This window comes from Roseovarius sp. BRH_c41 (assembly GCF_000961715.1).
GTDB lineage: Bacteria > Pseudomonadota > Alphaproteobacteria > Rhodobacterales > Rhodobacteraceae > Roseovarius.
Window position 1 is genome coordinate 123,010 of sequence record NZ_LADY01000071.1, and the last position, 17,399, is coordinate 140,408.

16 protein-coding genes and 1 tRNA gene are annotated in these 17,399 nt (G+C 64.3%); 8 read left to right on the plus strand and 9 right to left on the minus strand.

All coding sequences use genetic code 11. The features are described from left to right. Positions 1-67 precede the first annotated feature (67 nt). Positions 68-2,413 (plus strand): Tex family protein, encoded by a 2,346-nt coding sequence (locus VR71_RS24350; RefSeq protein ID WP_045686860.1) that lies wholly within the window; start codon positions 68-70, stop codon positions 2,411-2,413. Between the two features lie 61 nt (positions 2,414-2,474). Here VR71_RS24350 and VR71_RS24355 read toward each other — a convergent pair whose 3' ends face one another. From VR71_RS24355 to VR71_RS25510, 6 genes are all read right to left on the minus strand, one after another. Continuing rightward, on the minus strand, positions 2,475-4,358 hold the full coding sequence (locus tag VR71_RS24355; RefSeq protein ID WP_045686861.1) for a heavy metal translocating P-type ATPase: 1,884 nt from the start codon (positions 4,356-4,358) through the stop codon (positions 2,475-2,477). A 5-nt stretch (positions 4,359-4,363) separates the two neighbouring features. Next, positions 4,364-5,344 carry an FAD:protein FMN transferase gene (locus tag VR71_RS24360; protein WP_045686862.1) on the minus strand — a complete coding sequence of 327 codons (981 nt, stop codon included), beginning with the start codon at positions 5,342-5,344 and terminating at the stop codon, positions 4,364-4,366. Beyond that, positions 5,325-7,532, minus strand: coding sequence for a PepSY domain-containing protein (locus VR71_RS24365; protein WP_045686863.1), 2,208 nt, complete (start codon positions 7,530-7,532; stop codon positions 5,325-5,327). The genes VR71_RS24360 and VR71_RS24365 overlap by 20 nt, the downstream gene beginning before the upstream one ends. A gap of 12 nt (positions 7,533-7,544) precedes the next feature. After that, positions 7,545-8,015 carry a DUF2271 domain-containing protein gene (locus tag VR71_RS24370; protein ID WP_045686864.1) on the minus strand — a complete coding sequence of 157 codons (471 nt, stop codon included), beginning with the start codon at positions 8,013-8,015 and terminating at the stop codon, positions 7,545-7,547. Positions 8,016-8,088: 73 nt separating this feature from the next. Beyond that, positions 8,089-8,415 (minus strand): hypothetical protein, encoded by a 327-nt coding sequence (locus tag VR71_RS24375; RefSeq protein WP_045686865.1) that lies wholly within the window; start codon positions 8,413-8,415, stop codon positions 8,089-8,091. Between the two features lie 116 nt (positions 8,416-8,531). Beyond that, complete coding sequence (locus VR71_RS25510) at positions 8,532-9,098, minus strand: helix-turn-helix transcriptional regulator (RefSeq protein ID WP_296430874.1); 567 nt, start codon at positions 9,096-9,098, stop codon at positions 8,532-8,534. Positions 9,099-9,315: 217 nt separating this feature from the next. On the opposite strand from VR71_RS25510, the gene VR71_RS24385 reads away from it, so the two are divergent. Then, the gene (locus VR71_RS24385) at positions 9,316-10,137 is read left to right on the plus strand and encodes a cytochrome c (RefSeq protein ID WP_045686866.1); all 822 of its coding nucleotides are present in this window, start codon (positions 9,316-9,318) and stop codon (positions 10,135-10,137) included. Positions 10,138-10,187: 50 nt separating this feature from the next. Here VR71_RS24385 and VR71_RS24390 read toward each other — a convergent pair whose 3' ends face one another. Both VR71_RS24390 and VR71_RS24395 read right to left on the minus strand, forming a co-directional pair. Next, entirely contained in the window at positions 10,188-10,826 is a 639-nt protein-coding gene (locus VR71_RS24390) for a cytochrome b/b6 domain-containing protein (protein WP_045686867.1), read from the minus strand. Next, positions 10,819-11,136 (minus strand): PepSY domain-containing protein, encoded by a 318-nt coding sequence (locus tag VR71_RS24395; protein ID WP_045686868.1) that lies wholly within the window; start codon positions 11,134-11,136, stop codon positions 10,819-10,821. The genes VR71_RS24390 and VR71_RS24395 overlap by 8 nt, the downstream gene beginning before the upstream one ends. A gap of 146 nt (positions 11,137-11,282) precedes the next feature. Between VR71_RS24395 and VR71_RS24400 the strand changes: the two genes are divergently transcribed. Both VR71_RS24400 and VR71_RS24405 read left to right on the plus strand, forming a co-directional pair. Next, positions 11,283-11,942 (plus strand): response regulator transcription factor, encoded by a 660-nt coding sequence (locus tag VR71_RS24400; protein WP_045686869.1) that lies wholly within the window; start codon positions 11,283-11,285, stop codon positions 11,940-11,942. Further along, positions 11,939-13,267, plus strand: coding sequence for an ATP-binding protein (locus VR71_RS24405; protein WP_045686870.1), 1,329 nt, complete (start codon positions 11,939-11,941; stop codon positions 13,265-13,267). The genes VR71_RS24400 and VR71_RS24405 overlap by 4 nt, the downstream gene beginning before the upstream one ends. A 160-nt stretch (positions 13,268-13,427) precedes the next feature. Here the strand turns inward: VR71_RS24405 and VR71_RS24410 are convergent. Next, positions 13,428-13,515 (minus strand) — tRNA-Ser (locus tag VR71_RS24410). A gap of 270 nt (positions 13,516-13,785) precedes the next feature. Here VR71_RS24410 and VR71_RS24415 point away from each other — a divergent pair. The 4 genes from VR71_RS24415 to VR71_RS24430 form a co-directional block, all read left to right on the plus strand. Then, the gene (locus VR71_RS24415; RefSeq protein WP_045686887.1) at positions 13,786-14,709 is read left to right on the plus strand and encodes an SPOR domain-containing protein; all 924 of its coding nucleotides are present in this window, start codon (positions 13,786-13,788) and stop codon (positions 14,707-14,709) included. A gap of 15 nt (positions 14,710-14,724) precedes the next feature. Beyond that, on the plus strand, positions 14,725-15,888 hold the full coding sequence (locus tag VR71_RS24420; RefSeq protein WP_045686871.1) for a D-alanyl-D-alanine carboxypeptidase family protein: 1,164 nt from the start codon (positions 14,725-14,727) through the stop codon (positions 15,886-15,888). After that, positions 15,885-16,511 (plus strand): dTMP kinase, encoded by a 627-nt coding sequence (tmk, locus tag VR71_RS24425; RefSeq protein ID WP_045686872.1) that lies wholly within the window; start codon positions 15,885-15,887, stop codon positions 16,509-16,511. Before VR71_RS24420 ends, tmk begins: the two co-directional genes overlap by 4 nt. Beyond that, on the plus strand, positions 16,508-17,399 hold an 892-nt coding region (locus VR71_RS24430), incomplete at its 3' end, for a DNA polymerase III subunit delta' (RefSeq protein WP_045686873.1). The genes tmk and VR71_RS24430, both read left to right, overlap by 4 nt.

The following is a 17,399-nucleotide window of genomic DNA, read 5'->3' on the forward strand; positions in this document are numbered from 1 at the left end:
CGCCCTCTTGGCGTCCCGGCGCGCAGAGACTATCACTGATCTCTCAGATCATCCGAGGGAGTCCAGAGTGACAGACACAGCCGAGCGCATCGCCCGCCTCATCGCCACCGAAATCGACGCACGCCCGGCGCAGGTGGCCTCTGCCGTGACGCTCTTGGATGGGGGCGCGACGGTGCCGTTCATTGCCCGCTATCGCAAAGAGGTGACGGGCGGTCTGGACGATACGCAATTGCGCAATCTGGCCGAGCGCCTGACCTATCTGCGCGAATTGGAGGCGCGGCGCGCGGTTATCCTTGGCTCGATCAAGGATCAGGGCAAGCTCACAGAGCCGCTCGCGCGTGCCATCGCCGGGGCCGAGACCAAGGCGGTGCTCGAGGATATTTACCTGCCCTTCAAGCCAAAGCGCCGCACCAAGGCGATGATCGCGCGCGAAAACGGGCTGGAGCCGCTGTTGCGGGCGATTCTGGCCGAGCGGTCCGCCGTGCCCGAGGAGCTGGCCGCAGGCTATCTCAGTGAAACCGTGACGACCGTGAAAGACGCGCTGGAGGGCGCGCGCGACATTCTGGCCGAGGAATTGACCGAGAATGCCACGCTTCTGGGCCGCTTGCGCGCGTTCATGCGCGCCGAGGCGATGATCAGCGCGCGCGTGCTGCCGGGCAAGGAAGAGGCGGGGGCCAAGTTCTCGGATTACTTCGACCACCGCGAGCCTTGGTCAAAGATCGCCTCGCACCGCGCCTTGGCCATTCTGCGCGCGGCCAAGGAAGAGATCGTGACGTTGGATATTGCCCCCGATCCCGACACCGGCGCGCCGCGTGCCGTGGCCATGATCGAGGCGGCAATCGGTATTCCGGGCAAGGGTCCGGGGGATATGTGGTTGCGCTGCGTGGCGGCCTGGACATGGCGTGTCAAGCTGAGCCTGTCGATGTATGTCGATCTGATGGGCGAGTTGCGCAAGCGGTCCCATGATGAGGCGATCACGGTCTTTGCGCGCAATCTCAAGGATTTGCTGCTGGCTGCCCCAGCCGGACCGCGTGCGACGCTGGGCCTTGATCCCGGCATCCGCACGGGCGTCAAGGCGGCGGTGGTGGATGCCACGGGCAAGTTGCTCGCGACCGCGACGCTCTATCCGTTCCAACCCAAGAACGACTTGCGCGGCGCGCAGGTGGCGGTGCTGGAGTTGGTGCGCAAGCATGGCGTGGAATTGATTGCCATCGGCAACGGAACCGCCAGCCGCGAGACAGAGCGCATGGTGGCGGAGGCGCTGAAGCTCTTGCCGCAGGGGGCCAAGCGACCGATGAGCGTGATCGTGTCCGAGGCGGGGGCTTCGGTCTATTCCGCCTCGGAACTGGCGGCGCAGGAATTTCCCGGTCTCGATGTCAGCCTGCGCGGCGCGGTGTCGATTGCGCGGCGGTTGCAGGATCCGCTGGCCGAACTGGTCAAGATCACGCCGCAGTCGATTGGTGTGGGGCAGTATCAGCATGACGTGGATCAGCGGCGGCTGGTGCAGACGCTCGATGCCGTGGTCGAGGATGCGGTGAACGCGGTCGGTGTCGATCTCAATATGGCCTCTGCCCCGCTCTTGGCGCGGGTGGCAGGGCTGGGGGCGTCCCTGGCGCAGGCGATTGTAGCGCATCGCGACGCCGAGGGCGCGTTCCCGTCGCGCAAGGCGCTCTTGAAAGTGTCGGGGCTGGGTCCCAAGGCGTTCGAGCAATGCGCCGGGTTTCTGCGTATCCGGGACAGTGCCGAGCCTTTGGACGCGACCTCGGTTCACCCCGAGGCCTATGGCGTGGCGCGCCGGATCGTGAAGGCCTGCGGGCGCGACATTCGCGCCATCATGGGGACGCCCGAGGCGCTGACCGGCGTGCGGGCTGAGGATTTTGTCGATGAGACGTTCGGCCTGCCCACGGTGCGGGACATTCTGACAGAGCTGGAAAAGCCCGGCCGCGATCCGCGCCCCAGCTTTGTCACCGCACGGTTCACCGATGGGGTAGACGATATCAAGGATCTCAAATCGGGCATGATGATGGAGGGCACTGTGACCAATGTTGCGGCGTTTGGTGCCTTTGTCGATATTGGCGTGCATCAGGACGGGTTGGTGCATGTCAGCCAGTTGGCCGATAGGTTCGTCAAGGACCCGCATGAGGTGGTCAAGGCGGGGGATGTGGTCAAGGTGCGTGTGACCGAGGTCGATGTGGCCCGCAAACGCATCGGTCTCAGCATGCGCAAGGACGGCAGTGCGCCGGAGGAACGGGCCCGGGAGGCGGCCGCTGGGGCCAAGCCGTCAAAGGCGGGCAAACCCGATGGCCGCGTGCGAGCAAAGGGTGAGGCGGCGCGCACTCCCAAGCCCGAGTCGCAGGCGGGGCAGGGGGCCTTGGCCGATGCCCTGCGTGCCGCGATGCGTGGCAAGTCATAAATGGGGCGGACCTGACGCCTGACGCCGTGTCGGGGGCAGTCCGGGCGGGATCATTGAGGTATCAGAACGCCGTTCTGTCTTTGGTGTCGACGCTGGATGTCACGGGGTCTTGCGGCGTGATCCGCAGAGCGCGCAGGGCATTCAGGATCACGGCCACGTCGATCGCCTCTTGCAAGAGCGCGCCTTGCACCGGGCTGAGATACCCGAAGGCTGCGGCAATCATGCCGAGTACCGAAAGACCGATCCCGGCGACCACGCTTTCGATTGCAATCCGCCGGGAGGCCCGCGCGATATCGAGCGCGGGGCCGATCCGGTCAATCCGGTCAACAAGCAGCACGACATCGGCCGCCTCTGCCGAGGCCGCTGCCCCGCGCGCGCCCATCGCAACGCCGACATCGGCCGCTGCGAGGGCGGGTGCATCGTTCACGCCGTCCCCGACCATCATCACCGGGCCGTTCTTGCGCTCGGTGAGAACCAGCAAGACCTTTTGATCCGGCGTGAGGCCCGCGCGCAGACCGTCGAGACCGAGCCCTTTGGTTATGCGCTCTGCCACCTCGATCCGGTCACCCGTGGCCAAGAGGATGCGGCTGATCCCACCCCGGCGCAGGCTGTCGAGCATCGCCCCGGTGCCTGCGCGCAGAGGGTCGGACATCACCAGATGCCCGGCCATGCGCCCGTCAACGGCGAGGGCGACAAGCACGGACCCCGCCGCGAGCGCCGGATGGCCGCCAGATCCGGCATCGCTATGGTGGGTCACAAAGCCTATGCCACCAACACTGACCCGGCGACCTTCGACCAGTCCGATCACACCCTCGCCGGGAACCTCTGCAACCTCGGACGGGATCGGCAGCATGAGGCCACGCGCCTTGGCGGCGGTGACAAGCGCCTGTGCGACAGGGTGTTTGGAGGCCTGATCGAGCGCTGCGGCCAGCCGCAGGATTTCGTCTTGGGACATGTTATCCCGGCTCTCGATTGCGACGATCTGCGGTCGTCCGTCGGTCAGGGTGCCGGTCTTGTCGAGAATAAGCGTGCGAATGCGCGCCATGGTCTCGAATGGGCCAGCGCCCTTGATCAGCACCCCGAAATGCGCGGCACGCGACAGGCCCGCGACAAGGGCCACCGGAACGGCGAGGATCAGCGGACAGGGGGTCGCCACGACCAGCACGGCGACGGCGCGGATCGGATCGCCGGTGACCCACCATGCGGCACAGGCAATGGCGACCGTAACCGCCAGAAACCCCAGTGACCAACGGTCGGCCAGCCGTGACATCGGGGCCTTGGAGCGTTGCGCCTCTTCGACCAACCGCACGATGCCAGCATAGGTGCTCTGAGCCGCGCGTTGCGTCGCCACAAGGTCGAAGGCGTCGCCGGCATTGGTTGACCCGCTCAGCGCCTCTGCGCCGCGCGACATGTGCAGGGGCAACGATTCGCCGCTGATGGCGGACCGGTCAAGAAAGGCGGACGCAGAGACCAGATTGCCATCCACAGGCACCACATCGCCCTGACGGATCAGCAGTCGGTCGCCCGGTTCTATGGCGTCGAGCGGCACCTCCTCGAAACCGCCCTTGCGGTGCCGGGTGGCTGTGCGGGGCACGCGCGCCAAGAGGCTGTGCATTTCGCGGCGGGCTCGTCCCTCGGCGAAGCTCTCGAGAAAGGTTCCGCCGGAGAACATCACCGCGACGACTGCGGCTGCCAGTGTCTCGCCAAAGGCGAGAGCCGCTGTCATCGACAGCGCCGCCACGATATCGAGTCCAACTTCGCCGCGCCTGAGGCTGCGCAGGATTTCAACCACGAGGGTGGCGAGGACGGGCGTGACCCCGGCGGTCCATGCGAGGGTTGCGAGATGCTGCTGGCCCGCGGCATAGACCCCGAGACCGGCGATCAATCCAGCCACGGCGAAGAGCAGAAGCGCCGTCTTGAACCGGTCGGTGCCGATCTTGTCCATGCCGTTCACGTTCCCATGTTTGAGGCACCTGCCGCCGGGTCTTGAGAGAAAAGCGGGCCGACTCTGACCTCTGTCACCTCGCCTGCATCATTGCGCAGCAGGAAGAGGGCGTCGAGTCCGCGCTCTTTGGCCCTGCGTGCGCCGGTTTGCGGCCCAAGCACCATGAGGGCCGTCGCCCAAGCGTCGGCCTCGGCGCAGCTTGGGGCGACGACGGTGACTGAGGCCGGAGCGGCAATCAGGGGCGCGCCCCGGTGCGGGTCCATGGTGTGCGACAGGCGGCGTCCCTGCACCTCGACCCAATGGCGGTAGTCGCCAGAGGTCGCGACGGCGGCATTCTCCAGCGCAAGGATCGAATGTGCCGCGCGGCGCGTGGAGTCCGGCTTCTCTACCGCGATGGTCCAAGCCGTCCCATCCGGTCGAAGTCCCAGCGCCCGCATCTCGCCGTCGATGCCGACAAGCCCGGCGTTGATCCCTTGCGCCTGCAAGGTGTCGGCCAGACGATCAACGCCGTAGCCCTTGGCGATGCCATTGAGGTCGATGGATACAGGCGCCGATTTGCGGATGCCGATTTCGCTTATGTCGAGCGCGTCCTGTGCCGACGTGCGTTTGCCTGTCATGGCCGTGCGGATGCGGTCAGGGGCAGCGGTCTCGGGTCCGAAACCCCAGGCGGTGACCGCATCGCCCATAGAAATGTCGAATGCGCCACCAGAGGCCCGCCCGATCTCGAGACCGAGCAGCAAAACGCGGCGCAGATGCTCCGGCACGGGCACCCATGGTCCCACTGGGGCGGCGTTGAGGCGCATGAGGTCGCTGTCGGGTCTCCAGGTCGACATCTGTGCATCCACGCAATCGACGGCGGATTGCAGGGCGATCCGGACAGGGGCAGGGTCAAGGCCGGTTGGGGCAAAGAAGAGCGCCGTCCAGCGGGTGCCCATCGTCGGGCCGTTCAAGGCAAAGCGCTGTTGTTCAGTAAACATCTTCGACATATTGACCCTCCGCCTTGAGCACCGCAGGGGTCAGCCCGGTTGGCGCGAGTATCTCGGTCAGCGCGTCGGCGACGCCTGCGGCCATGTCGCGCCCGCCACAGACCATCACGCGGGCGCCATCCAAGATCAGCCGCGCGACCTCGGCGGCGTCGCCGCGCAACGCCTCTTGCACGTAGTTGGGTCGCGCCCCGCGTGAGACAGCGGTAACCAGTTGGGCCAGCCGGCCCTCCCTCTGCCATGTCGGTAGTTCGTCACTATAGAAGAAGTCACTGTCTGGGTGGCGCATGCCGAAGAAGAGGTGGATGGGGCGCTGCCGCGCGTTTGCGCGCACAAACCCGGCCAGCGGCCCGATGCCGGTGCCCGCGCCGATCAGGATCAACGGGGCGTGGCCCCGTCCCGGCTGAAAGCCGGGGTTACGGCGGAGAAAGGCGCTCATGGTGTCGCCCGGTTTCAGCGCGTTGAGTTGACCAGAGCACAGGCCGCCCGGATGTTTCTTGACCACGATTTCGACGAACCCGTCGCGGCGCGCAGAGGCGAGCGAATAGAGGCGGGGCAGGGGGCTGCCCTCGGGCAGGATGCCGATCAGGTCGCCTGCGTTGAACCGGGCAAAGCCCGCCCCGGTCAGCCTGTGCCACAGCGATGCACGCGGCAGGGCAAAGCGCAGGATTGCGGTCGGGGCCTGCACCTCTGCGCCATAGTCACGCCGCGACACCAAGGTCAGCGTCTCGGCTGTGGGCCGGATCGGATGGTAGACGAGATCAAGGTCGATCCCCAAGGCCTGCCCAAGGGTCCGCCCCCAGCGTGCAAAATCCTGCGGCGATTGGCGATCTATGGTGTCGAGGGGCAGCAATGCCCGCCAGCCTTGTGCCTCGGCTGTCGCCGCGATGGTCTCGGCAAAGGCGCAATAGGCCGGAAAGCTACGGTCGCCAAAGCCAAGCACGGCGAGTGGTGCAAGGGTTTCGCCGTCGAGAGCCTTGAGCCGGTCGAGAAAACCTTTGGCCGAGGCCGGTGCGTCCCCGTTGCCATAGGTTGCTGCCAGCACGATGATCCGCGCGGCGTGGGCGTAGCTGCCCGGTGCAAACGCCGACATGGGCGCTGTGTGGACCTTTTGTCCAGCTTGCGTGAGCGCCGCGTGCAGCGTTGCGGCAAAGCCCCATGTGCTGCCGCCTTCGCTGCCGACGAGCAGGATCGTATCGGCCTGGGCTGCGCGCTGATTGCCACGGATGCGGGGGCGGCCGCGCCGACCTGCAAGCCAGATCAGAACACCGGTTCCCCCCATCACGGGCACGCCGAGCACCATGAGCCCGAGCGCCAGCCCAAGGGCTGCCGCGCCCTGACCGGTATGGAGCATGTAGATCGTCTCCGACACCCGCTCCAACCCGTTCAGATCGGCCCAGGTCAGAAGCGCGCCAGTGCCCTGATCAATGTGTCCGGTGCCCCGGTCAGTCTTGAGGGTGAAGACGTCTGACGCGTCACCGGGATAGGGAAAGCTGAGGTCGCGCAGATCTGTGACAGAGGTGCTGACCAGCGTCGGCATGTCAAAAAGGTCCACATTGGTTTGGCCACTCGCATCCGCCGGAAAGGCCGGTGTGCTGTCTGCCTCGGGCAAGAGACCAAAGGTCGAGGCCGTCATCCACAAGCCGGTGATGGACGAAAGGAAGAGGCCCGCCACTGCGATGCGCGCAATCTCGACATGCAGCCGATGCGAAAGCGGCCCGCGCAGCGGCGCGAACCAGCGACGCCAGCCCCCGGTGCGCCGCGCAACCAGCGCCGCGCCCGTGAGCAACACAAAGACCATAGCCGCCGCCCCAGTCGCCATTGCGATGCGACCGCCATCCCCCAGAAACAGCGATCTGTGCAGGTTGGTGAGCCAGTGTTCCACCGGATTAGGATCGGCAGAGGCGACGCCCAGTCCTGTTGCGGGATCAATCACGGCGGCACCGGGCGCACCCAGATCGAACCAGTAGGCGGTGATCTGACCAGAGGGTGCACGGCGGATCTGTTCGACCCCCGGATAGGCGATCTGAATGCGGGTGGCGAGCGTGGCCATGTTCAGGTCCGCTTCGACCTGTTGCGCGGTAAGTCGGTCAGCGGCGGGAAAGACCGACAAGGCCGCGCCGCTCAGGCTGAGCACCGTGACAAGGGCCAGGGCCAAGAGACCCGGCCAACGATGGAATGCGCGGATCATGGCCCTGTGTCCTTACATGTCGTAGGTGAAACGAGCGACGTAACGGCGACCGCGCACAGATGTGCCCGCCCCTTGGGTCGTCAGCGGCACCGCCACTTCGTTGGGGCTGTCGCGCATGTCCTCGACGGCGGCGTCGATATGGAGCGTGTAGCCCGCATCAAACAGCGCATCGGCAAGGTCGAGCGTGATCTCAAGCGTCCGGCCCGCGCCGACGCTGGCCCCCGTGATGCCGTTGACCTGTGCTGCGTCGCCAGCCGTGGCACGGTGCCAGTCGGTCAGGTGTTTGTAATATTTTGATTTTCCACCGGCCATCCACAGGCTACCGGCATAGGCGCCAGAGGCATCGGTCACATAGAGCGCGAGATAGGCACCGTCGCCGCCATAGCTGTTGAGGGTGGTGGTCAATGTCACCGGACGGGCCATGGCCAGGCCGGGCATGGTCAGGGCCGTTGTCAGCGCGAGGGTTGCAAGAACTGATTTCATTGCGTGGGTCCTTCAAATTCATAGAGAAAGATTGAACGCGGGCGCAGCGGGTTCCGCAGCGCCGCAGCGATGTTTAGTTCACCTTGACTTGCGGCGGGGTGCCGGTGCCGAAGAGACCGTTCTGCGGTGGCGCGACCGTTCCGGCGGGGGCAGGATTGCGCGCCCCACCGCGATCATCGTCCTCGTCCTCGTCCTCGTCGTCATCACTGTCGTCGTCATCACGGTCATCGTCGTCACCGCTAACGCGCAGGAGCGGCAGCGCTTGCGACCCCTCGTCAAAAAGCGCGGCGAGCGGCCAGAGGTCCTCGCCCTCAGAGGCGCGCATCGCGCTCCAAGCCGGAACGCCAATGGCGGCCGTGAGCGCGGTCGAGGCGACAAGAAGGGTGCGTATTTTCTTCATGGCAGGGTTTCCTTTTCGTCTGCTGAGCCCAATCTCGCGCGCAGACCTGAGGACACCCTGACAGCGCAGCGATTTCCGCTTCAGCTTGACGTCAGGTTTGTGAGAGGGGCGCGCTTTCAGCCGCCGAACGTCGATCCGTGATCAAGGAATTCTTCCATGAACAGGCCGACAAATTCGCCCCGCGTGCGCACACCGGCGGCCCGAAACACCGCGCTCATATGCGCCTTGACGGTGCCTTCGGCACATTTGCGCAAGCTTGCGATGTCCTTGATGCGCAAGCCACGCAGACACAAAAGGGCGACATCGCGCTGCGCCGGTGTCAGATCCCATGTCTGGAAATGCGTGGTCAGGATGCCGTCGAAATCTTCACGCAGTGATCTGAGGTTGCGTTCCAGCCCATCGCGTTGCGACACAAGATCAAGATGAGAGCGGCGCGCCATGGCGACGCCGAGCAAAAGCAGACCCATGATCGTCAGTTCCGTGATCAGGTGAACCATCCCGCTTGGCGAGATATTGCGCCAATAGAGCGGGTCCGGAAACTCGTCGATAAGATCAAACAGAAACACGAAGGCACAGACCAACTGAATGACCGCCAGCCAAAACGTCAGCCTTTCCGAGCGTAATGACGCCGTGCGGTTGGAGGCCCGGCGCGGTTTCGCATCATGGCTGTTCTCACCTGTCATCCTATGTCACCGCTCAACTAAACCCTAGGTAGATAAACGCCGGAAATCTTCTAAACCAAAGTCTAACATGGTCCCGCAACCATAGGAATGCGCGGCTTTGTCTCTTGTCAGGAACACCAGAGAGACCTGACCATAGCGACCAGAGGCTGTGCCGTGCGTCTCGTTATAGCGCCACGATAACACCCACAGCCCTCGCTAATCTTTGGGAGGGGATTTGATGAATTTCAGGGGATTGATGCTCAAAAGTGCTGCCTTTGGGGCGCTTGCCGCACTCATGATCAGTGCGCAGACCGTGGCCGCAGACGTTTCAGCTGAGCCGCAAGAACACGGGGCGAACCAGCAGGAGTTCGTGCATGGCGCGCCACAGTTGCCGTCACTCGAATGGACGCTGGCCGCCGGTGGCCGGATCTATGACAATTGGTGGGAAGCGCTGGATCGTCCAGCGCCCGAGGCAATCAACCCGGCCTATCCCGTCAGCGCGGAACAGAAAGGAACTGGAACGTGGCGATGCAAGGAATGTCACGGTTGGGATTATCTGGGCGCTGAAGGCATCTACAGGCAAGGCAGTCATTTCACCGGCATCAAGGGGGTCATGGGCATGCGCGGCAGACCTGCGGAATCCCTGATGGCAACCCTGCGCGATGGCAACCATCCCTACACGCCCGAGATGATCACGGATGAGGAAATGCTGCGCGTCGCAACCTTTATCAGCGAGGGACTGACCGATATGCGCGCGTTCATCGACTATGAGACGCGCACGGTCATTCCAGGGGCTGGAGATTTCACGCGTGGGCGTGCCATCTTTCAGACCACCTGCGCCGCCTGCCACGGCTTTGACGGGCGCGCCATGGATTGGGGCGAGGGGGACGCGCATAATTTCGTGGGAACCGAGGCCACCGAATTGCCCGACGAGGTTTACAACAAGATTTCGAACGCGCATCCGGGGGCTGCGATGATCAACATGCGCGCGTTTTCGGTGCAAGACCGTGTCAGCCTGCTGACCTATATCGCCACGTTGCCGGTCGATATCGACAAATGAACCAGAGCGGCGGGCTGGCAAGGGCCGCCCACCGCTCTGCCGTTATGGGATCAGCCGATGTCGCCGGGCGCAGGGCTGCGTTTGTCTCCCGTGATCATGGCGCGCGCGAGGTTTTCGTGATGCCGGATCGAGGCAAGGACAATTCCGCCGACGTGCAGCGCCACCAAGAGCAGCATCAGATTGGCCAGAACCTCGTGCATTTCTTCGAGCATGCCCTCGCCGCCGTTGCCGTATGCGTTGTCCCCATCGGCAAAGGCGGGGGCCACGATCTGCGGCCCCTCTGGCAGCATCGCCATGCGATCCGGCTCTTCGAGAAGCCAGCCGCTGAACGCTGTGCCCGACAGCGTGACGAGCAGCGCCACGATCATCGCCGCGCCCGCGGGATTGTGACCCAGATAGCGCCGCTCTTTGCCGCGCAGCATGTCACCCGGATAGGCCAGTGTCGTGCCGGGGCGCTTTACGAAACCGGCAAAGCGTGCGTAGCGGCTGCCGATGAGCCCCCAGACAAGACGAAACGCGACAAGCGCCGCGATCCCATAGCCTGCGATCTCATGGACGGTCGAAAGCTCATCGGCGCTGAGCCATGCAATCGTAAAGGCGGCCACAAGGGTCCAATGAAAGACCCGCACCAGCGGGTCCCAGACCCGAACTGTCGGAACCTTGGTCGTATGGGATGCGAGATCAGTCATTTTTGCGATCCTTGCCGCTGCGGTGCAAGCGACCGTCGTCGTCATCCTCATATTCGAACTCGATCACCGCAAGCGTGGCGGGATGAACCGTCACTTCGATCTGGCGACCATCGGCGTCGCGCCCGTCAATTTCGTAACAGCCGTCGTCGATCTTGATCCGGCGCACGGTCCAGCCGTTTTCAGCGGCGAGGCCAGCCACGGCATCGCGCGGTTGCCAGTCGGCCATGGGCACAAAGCAATCGTCGCTGGCCAGCGCCGTCCCGGCGGGAATGAGCGCGAGAAAGCTGAGAATTGTCAATGTCATCTTCATGGGCCAAACTCCTCGTTGCGGCCATCTTGAAACAGGTCATGCGCGACGAAACTGACGTGAACCTGAAGCAGCAGACCCTTGGGCGTCAGTATCATGTAAGCCAGACGGGCGAGTGAGGGGCACAGGCACGGATAATAGGGGCGAAGATGCGCATTCTGCTGATTGAGGATGATACGGTTCTGGGGGCCGCCGTGCGCGACCAGATCGCCAGCGACGGGCAGACAGTGGATTGGGTCACCCGGCTGGATGCGGCGGGCGCGGCGGTGCGCGGCGCGGCGTTTGACTTGATCCTGTTGGATCTGATGTTGCCGGATGGTCGCGGCATCGGATTTTTGAAAGCGTTGCGCGCGCGTGGTGAGGTGACGCCGGTCATTATCCTGACCGCCCTCGATCAGGTGTCGGACCGGATCGAGGGGCTGAACGCGGGGGCTGACGACTATCTGGTCAAGCCGTTTGATCTTGCCGAGTTGTCGGCGCGGATTGGCTCTGTTGCGCGGCGGTACAGCGGCAATCCCAATCCGATCGTGACGCATGGCCCGCTGGATATTGATCTGGCCGCCCGTAGCGTTCATCGCGGCGGAAAACCTATCCAACTGACGGCACGCGAATGGGCGCTGTTCGAAGCATTTCTGGCCCGCCCCGGTCAGCTTTTGTCCAAGGCGCAATTGGAGGACAAGCTCTATGCCTATGACGCAGAGGTGGAGAGCAATACCATCGAGGTCCATGTCAGCCGCCTGCGCAAGAAGCTGGGCGCGGGTATCGTCGAGACCGAACGCGGCCTAGGCTACCGACTGGGCAAGGCATGAGGCGGCTGCGCAGCCTCGAGACTCGGCTGGCGCTGTCGCTGGGCCTATCGCTGACGCTGCTCTGGAGCGCGGCGGCCTCGGTCACAGCGGTGATCCTGCGCAGCGAAATGGACGCGATCTTTGACTCGGCCCTGCAAGAGACCGCGCAGCGCCTTTTGCCGTTGGCGGTGGTTGATATTGTCGGGCGCGAAGATGACGGGGTCACACAGCGCCTTGGGGCGATCCGCGTCCATGATGAATTCTTTACCTATATCGTGCGCGATGCCGAGGGGCGCATCCTGTTGCAATCGCATGCTGCGGACGCCGCCGTGTTTCCGGTCTGGGACGGATCCGGGTTTCGCGAGACCGCGACCCATAGACTCTATAGCGAAGACGCGGTTCAGGGCACTGTGCGGATCACCGTCGCGGAACCTCTGAAGTATCGCGCCTCTGTGGCGCGTGATATCCAGATGGGCCTTGGGTTGCCATTGCTGATCGTGGTTCCGGTTGCATTGCTGGCCATCATTGTTGCGGTCCGGGCGAGCCTCGCGTCGTTGCGCCAGTTCCGGGAACGTCTAGAAGCTCGGAGCGCCAGAGACATGTCGCCTGTTCCGGCGCAGGATATGCCATTAGAAATCCGCCCTATAGCAGCCACCCTTAATGTGTTGCTCGAACGTCTGAATGCCGCCTTTGAGGCCGAGCGCAGCTTTGCAGCAAATGCCGCGCATGAGTTGAGAACGCCGCTTGCCGGGGCGATCGCGCAGGCGCAGCGACTGCGGTCGGAAACCTCGGACCCGCAGGCAAAGCGTCGCGCCGCAGAGATCGAGGCGACGCTCAAACGCCTGACGCGCCTGTCTGAACGGCTCTTGCAATTGGCGCGCGCCGAAGGTGGGCGGCTGCGGTTGGAGCGGTCCGCAGACCTGCGTCCTGTAGCGCGCATCGTGGTTGAGGATCTGGCGCGACCGCTCGCTCCGGGCCGTCTCGTGCTGAGCCTGCCGGATGCGCCACTCCTGTCGGACCTTGATCCGGACGCCTTTGCGATCCTGTGCCGAAATCTCGTGGAGAATGCGCTGCGTCACGGCTCCGGGGATGCGCCGGTTGCCGTGAGCTTGACACAAGAGGGGCGGTTGATCGTTGCCAATGACGGCCCTGTGGTGCCTGCGGAAACGCTGGGTCGCCTGACCGCGCGGTTCGAGCGCGCGGGGGCCGGGCAGGATGGCAGCGGCCTTGGGCTTGCGATTGTCGCGGCGATTGCGGATCGTATCGGGGGGGGGCTTGTCCTCAAATCACCCCGTTCGGAGGGCGCATCGGGGTTTGAGGCCTCTGTGAGCCTGCCGATGAATTGAACCCCGTCGGGTTTATGAATTGAACCCTGTCGGGTTTGCGTCACAGGGCCATGACACTGTCCCTCCAAAGTAACGCGATACGGTGGTCATCAGCAAAGCGGAGGGCCTCATCGCCCCGCGCGAAGCGCTGCAATGACCTGCGTCAAGAGATTGATTTTATTGGCGGAAGCTCAGGGATTCGAACCCTGGGTACCTCTCGGTACGCTGGTTTTCAAGACCAGTGCAATCGACCACTCTGCCAAGCTTCCGTAACTCTCCCTACACCAAATTCCAAAACCGGTGCAATCGACCGCTCTGGCATATGTGTGGTTCGCCGGTGCCTACAGAGGTCTTGGCGATTCTAAAAGAGGTGTTTCGTGGGGAAAATCGCGCATATGCCGCCTGCGCACTTTTCACGCGATGGGCAAGCGGTTAGAGTACGCGCGCAGGATCATGCCGGGGCGAGAACAGGCCCGACCGGAAAACCGGCGGCTCAGGCCGGATGGATGCACGAGAAGGCAAGGGGCAAGGGGCAAGAGATGACATTTCTGAAACAGGGCACGCAGGCAGGGCTGTCTCGGCTGGTCCTTGTCGGTGCGGCGATTGCGGTGCTGGCAGGATGCGATGAGAGCGGCAAGTTTTCTTTGAAGCCCGACAGCGCCGGGCAGGCCTCTGCGCAGGGTGCCACGGCGTCGCGCGCGTCGGTCAAGCTGGTGGAGCGCGATGTCGAGGCCCCTGACGTGTTTCAAGTCACCGATATGGGGCTCTGGGATGGGCGGCCATCGCTGGGCGGGGTCTGGGTGGCGCATCCGGATGTCAAGGAACCTGAGCGGGTCATCATCCGCAGCACATCGGATTCGAAATTCGTGATCGGGGCGCTTTTCCGGCGTGAGCGGGATGTCCCCGGACCAGCGTTGCAGGTGTCCTCGGATGCCGCTGCTGCGCTTGGCATGCTGGCCGGCGCGCCGGTTCAGCTCAACGTGACCGCTCTGCGCCGGGAAGAGGCGCAAGAAGCGGCCCCCGAAGCCGACGCGGTCCCGGATGAGGCCATGACCCTTGCCGCCCCGGCGGACATCGAGGCTACGGCGCTTGATCCGGTGGCGGGGGCCGCCGCTGCGATTGACGCGGCTGACGTGGAACAGGCTGCGGCTGGCGAGGTGTCCCCTGTGGCCTCTCCCGCGCCGGTGGCGCGCCCTGCGGCTGCGCCCGCTCCGGCACGCTCCTCCAGTCTTGACAAACCCTACATCCAGATCGGGATTTTCAGTGTGGAAGAGAACGCCCGCAATACCGCGACCGCGATGCGGCAGGCTGGGATGGTTCCAACGGTTCTGGAACAGAACACCCAAGGCAAGGCCTTTTGGCGGGTGATCGTCGGCCCCGCGACCACCGCGTCGGAGCGGACTACGCTGCTCAACAAGATCAAGGGGATCGGCTTTGACGATGCCTATGCCGTCACCAACTGAGAGGAATAGGAGCAAATGATCCTTACTCGCCATATCGCCGCAGCGCTGCTGTGCCTCGGGGTGGCACTGCCTGTGCAGGCCTTTGAAACCAGCGCCAAGGCGGCGTTTGTTATGGACGTGACCACCGGCACCGTGTTGTTGGACAAGAACGCTGATACAGCCCTGCCGCCGGCGTCCATGTCCAAACTGATGACGCTCTATGTAGCCTTCGAGGCGGTGCGCAGCGGGCGACTGACGCTCGATGAACGCCTGCCCGTGTCGGAGCACGCCATGAGCTATGGTGGCTCGACCATGTTTCTCGACACGACCGACCGAGTACGGGTCGAGGATCTGTTGCGCGGGATCATCGTTCTGTCCGGGAATGACGCCTGTGCGGTGCTCGCCGAGGCGCTCAGCCCCGATGGCACCGAGGCGGGCTTTGCCCGCTTTATGACGCAGCGCGCGCAGCAGATGGGGATGACAAATTCCATGTTCCGCAATGCCAGCGGGTGGCCGGCTGACGGACATGTGATGAGCGTACGCGATCTGGCGCTTTTGGCGCGGCACATCATCGAAGATTTCCCCGATTTCTACAAAATGTTTGCCGAGACCGAGTTTCGCTTTGACGGGCGCGCCCCCAGCAATATCAGTAACCGCAATCCCTTGCTGGGATTGGGCATCGGGGCGGATGGCCTCAAGACTGGACACACAGAACAAGCTGGCTTTGGCCTGACCGGATCGGCCATTCAGGGCGACCGTCGGGTGATCTTCGTGATCTCGGGACTGGCGACAGCACAGGACCGCGCGCGGGAATCAGAGGCGATCGTGAATTGGGCGTTTCGCCAGTTTGCGCAGAAATCCGTGCTCACGGCTGGCGATGAAGTGGCGCGTGCCGATGTCTGGATGGGCGAGACGACGAGCGTGGGCCTGACCGTGGCCGAGGATGTCTCGACCCTTCTGCCGGTGCTTGATGGCGGCGAGTTGAAGGGCGAGGTGGTGTATACCGGGCCGGTGCGTGCGCCGGTGGCCAAGGGCGATGTGTTGGCCGAACTGGTCTTTGCGCCAGAAGGGCTGCCCAAGACGCGGGTGCCGCTCGTGGCCGCCGAAGATGTGCCGCAGGGCGGGTTCATGACCCGGATTCGCACCGTCTCGGGCGTGCTTCTGACGCGCTTGCAACAGGGCCCCGAGGGGGCGCTTTGAGCGGGCAGGGGCTGTTCCTCAGCTTTGAAGGGATCGACGGGTCGGGCAAATCCACACAAGCGCGACGTCTGGCTGAGACGCTGCGCGGGATGGGCCGCGATGTGGTGCTGACGCGCGAACCGGGGGGCAGTCCGGGGGCCGAGGAAATCCGGCGTCTGGTGCTCGAAGGCGACAAGGACCGCTGGTCTGCCGAGACCGAAATCCTGCTCTTTACCGCCGCGCGCCGCGACCATCTGGAGCGGGTGATTGCCCCCGCGCTGGACCGTGGCGCGGTGGTGATCTGCGACCGCTTTGCCGATAGCACGCGGATGTATCAGGGCCTTGGCCGGAGCGATTTACGCGGGCTTGTGGATCAGTTGCACGGGCTGATGATCGGACGCGAGCCGGATTTGACGGTTTTGATTGATATCGACCCCGGCGTGGGTCTGGGCCGGGCACTGTCGCGTGGCGGGGCCGAGGCGCGGTTCGAGTCGTTTGGCGAGGGGATGCAGGCGCGGATGCGTGCCGGGTTTCTGGCCTTGGCGCAGGAATTCGCCCCCCGTTTCGCGGTGATCGACGGCGCGGGTGACTTGGACGCGGTGGCAGAGGATGTGGCCCGCGTGGTGCAGGCGCACCTGCCATGAGCGATGATGGGCTGCTGCCGGAACCGGACCGTGTCGAAGGCGCGCCACACCCGCGCGAAACCGCGCGGCTTTTTGGACAGGAAGCGGCGGAGGCGGAATTTCTCGATGCGTTCAATACCGGACGGCTGCATCACGGCTGGCTGATCACCGGGCCGCGCGGTGTGGGAAAGGCGACGCTGGCATGGCGCATCGCGCGGTTTTTGCTGGCCACACCGTTGGTGCAAGAGGAAGGGCTCTTTGGTGCGCCGCCGCCGCCCGCGACGCTGGACGCCGCCCCGGATCATCCAGTTTCGCGGCGCTTGCTGGCGCTGTCTGATCCGGGATTGTTCCTGCTTAGAAGAAGCGGTTTAGGCAGCAGCGAGAATGACAGGACAAAGGCTTTTGCTGAAGGCCGGTTTTCCAATGACATTCGCGTGCATGATGTCCGCGAACTCGGTAGATTCATTCACCTCTCCGCCGCCGATGGCGGGCGGCGGGTGGTGATCGTCGATGCGGCGGATGATCTCAATACCCAAGCTGCCAATGCCATTCTAAAGATGCTGGAAGAGCCGCCCGCGCGCACGGTGCTGTTGCTCATATCGCATCAGCCCTCTGGCCTTTTGCCCACGATCCGCTCGCGCTGTCGCACGCTGCGGCTTGCGCCTCTGGGACCACAAGAAATTGCGCAGGCGCTGGACCAGGCGGGAATTGCGCCCGAAGGCGACCCGGCGGCACTGGCGGAACTGTCGGGTGGGTCGGTCGGGGCTGCGGTGCGGCTGCTCAATCTCGGAGGTCTCAAGCTCTATTCGGACCTCGTCGGCCTGATGGAAAGCCTGCCGCGCCTGGACCGCCCCCGCGCCCTGCGACTGGCCGAGGCGGCGGCGACGCGGGGCGCGGAAGAGCGGCTTG